This is a genomic window from Gordonia jinhuaensis (genome assembly GCF_014639795.1).
In the GTDB taxonomy this organism is placed as follows: Bacteria; Actinomycetota; Actinomycetes; order Mycobacteriales; family Mycobacteriaceae; genus Gordonia_B; species Gordonia_B jinhuaensis.
In genome coordinates this window covers 1-2,526 of sequence record NZ_BMGC01000081.1, presented here as the reverse complement: position 1 = coordinate 2,526, position 2,526 = coordinate 1, and the positions used below count along the sequence as shown (strand labels likewise).

2 protein-coding genes are annotated in these 2,526 nt (G+C 63.7%); both read right to left on the bottom strand.

Features of this window, described 5'->3' with window-relative positions; translation table 11 throughout:
- Nucleotides 1-64: 64 nt before the first annotated feature.
- The gene (locus IEW22_RS19675; RefSeq protein WP_229742933.1) at nucleotides 65-793 is read right to left on the bottom strand and encodes a flavin monoamine oxidase family protein; all 729 of its coding nucleotides are present in this window, start codon (nucleotides 791-793) and stop codon (nucleotides 65-67) included.
- 23 nt (nucleotides 794-816) lie between these two features.
- Nucleotides 817-2,166, bottom strand: coding sequence for a flavin monoamine oxidase family protein (locus IEW22_RS19670; protein WP_188589061.1), 1,350 nt, complete (start codon nucleotides 2,164-2,166; stop codon nucleotides 817-819).
- Nucleotides 2,167-2,526 lie beyond the last annotated feature (360 nt).

Below are 2,526 nucleotides of genomic sequence, written 5' to 3'. Positions count from 1 at the left end.
ACTCAACGAACGCCCCCGACAGACACTCGGCTTCTACACCCCACGCGAAAAGTTCGAAGCCCTCCTACGAGACAACGTTGCTTGCACGGGTTGACGGCTCTAACCCTTCGTTCGTGTGCGCAATCGCCGCGACAGCCGAGCCGAGAACGACCCTGTCGGCGAGTTCCTTGGCCATTCGGTTCGCGAGCGCGCCTGCTCCCTCGACGAGCAACGAATCCTGCGCCCCGCCGGATGATTTCATCATTGTCGCCAGCCCGCCCTGATAGCGAATGAGCTTCAGTAGCCCCGCAAACGAGAGTTCGGTGGAGTCGGTACAGCAGGTCACCTCGAGGACGACGTCGAGCATGCGCCGTGCGCGAGCCGACGGGATGCGAGCGAGCCATTGCTGGACGGTCGTCGTGTACCAGCTGTCCGGCGTCGGCAGATACGACGCGAGTTCGAGCGCGATCAGCGCAGCATTGGACGCGAGCATGGCACAGGACAGCGGTGCGAGCTCGCCGTCGTCGTCGGCGATCAGTGGCCGCTTCGGACTGCGCATCTGATATCGGGTGGCGCCGAGTTCAGAGGCAAGGGACTCGAATCGATGGTGTCCCTTGCCGATCCATTGACCTCCCAAGTCGACCGCCGAGCCGAGCGCGCTGGTCTCGACCATGACTCGGCCGCCGACACGATCGGCTGCCTCGAGAACGAGGACGTCAAGCCCCTGCTGCACGAGCTGACGTGCTGCGGTCAACCCGGCGACACCCGCACCGACCACGACCACCTGTGTGCTCGTCGGCAGGGGCGGGTGCACGGAACCCGTTGTTGCGTCGGCGGTCACCTGTCGCCGCCGAGGATCTCGCCTGCCGCACGGTGGCCGGAACGCACGGCGCCGTCCATGTATCCGTTCCAGACGTCGGAGGTCTCGGCGCCCGCCCAGTGAATGCGACCCACCGGCGCGGCAACTGCCTCACCGTAGTTGGTCCACACACCCGCACCGAGTCGCCCGCCGTAGCAGCCACGAGTGAATTCTTCGGCATTCCAATTCAGTTCGAGGATCTCCAGGGGGTCGGCTGCTCGTTCGCCGAAGTATTTCGTGAGATCGCCGAGGACCAGATCGCGACGTTCCTGCGCGGTCAGGCGCGCGGCGGCGCGCGCATGCCTGCCCTCGAGGAATCCCACCAGCACTCCGCACGAATCGTCGTGTGGCGAGTTGTCGAGTACGACATTGAACGAGTCGTCGAGGCTCATCACGAGACCGTTGAGCCCGTCTTCGCGCCAGAACGGTGTCGGGTAGGCGATGTTGACCTTGATGACCGATCCGGCCGGAAACTGTTGTGTCAGAGCGTCTCGATCGGCAGGCAGGGGTGGTGAGTACCGTAGACGGCCTGCGAGGGTTTGCGGGATGGCCACGACGACGTGGTCTGCGGAGATTTCGCCCCCGTCGAAGGCGACGATCGCCCCGTCGGAGGTCTGGGTGATGTTCGTGACCACGGTGTTGAGGTGTACGGCGTCGCCGAGTTCGGCAGCGAGTCGCTCGGAGATCTGGTGCGTCCCACCGACAACGCGGGTCTGCTGCGCCCCGCCCGTCGTCGACAGCAGGACTTCGAGGCTGGTACCTGACTTCAGGTAGAAGAGGAAGTGCAGTAGCGACAGTTCATGTGATTCGGCCGAGAACAGTGCGGGAACGACGAGCCTGAAGAAGCGACGCGCCACGTCGTTGGTGGTCTCGCTGACGAGCCGCTGGTCGAAGGTCTGCCGGTCGAGGTCGGCGGCGCCCGTGGTGGTCCATGGCGTGGGGAGGTCGACGGTCTCGGCGAGCGAACTCATTGTCGCCCAGATTCTTCCGACCTCGAGGAGGTCGTCGTCTGCGAGTCCGAACGTCTCGTCGGAGTACCTGTGTGCCGTGCCGTCGTAGTAGGTGATGGCCTGGCCGGTGTCATACGACGGGTACGTCTTGAGTCCGAGTTCGTCGATCAGCGCGAGCACGGCGTCCTGGGTGGGGCCGACCCACTGCCCGCCCATTTCGATAGGTACCCCGTTGCTGAAGGTCAGGCCGTGGTTGCGGCCGCCTACTCTGTCGCGAGCTTCGAGCACCGCGACCATCTTTCCTGCCTGACTCAGTCTGCGCGCGGCGGAGAGCCCGGCGAGTCCTGCGCCTACGACGACGACGTCGACGTGATTCATGGTGTGTCCTTTGTTGTTCGTGGGTGTCGAGAAGTGTTGGTGTGCGGCGTGATTCAGTGTCGCCCGAGGCGATGACGTAGGAGAGCACCGACGACTCTCGGCGACACCGCGGTCAGTCGAAGAGCGGCAACCGGTGACGAACTCGGCCGCACGTCGAGGTAGCTGTACATCTGATGTCGGACGATCAGTCCGTCGCGGAACGTCCAGATCTCGGTACCGAATTGGTTTGTACGACCATGAAATCCGCCTGTCCAACTAAACCTCGATCCACCGATCGGCTTTTGAGGTGTGATGAAAGGTGTTGAGCACGTTTAGGCCGGTGATGGGCATGAGTATGTCGCCGATCTCTGATGTCGGCTT

Excerpts from the sequence above, each read along its gene's own strand:
- IEW22_RS19670 (WP_188589061.1), bottom strand. The coding sequence starts at position 2,166 with ATGAATCACGTCGACGTCGTCGTCGTAGGCGCAGGACTCGCCGGGCTC.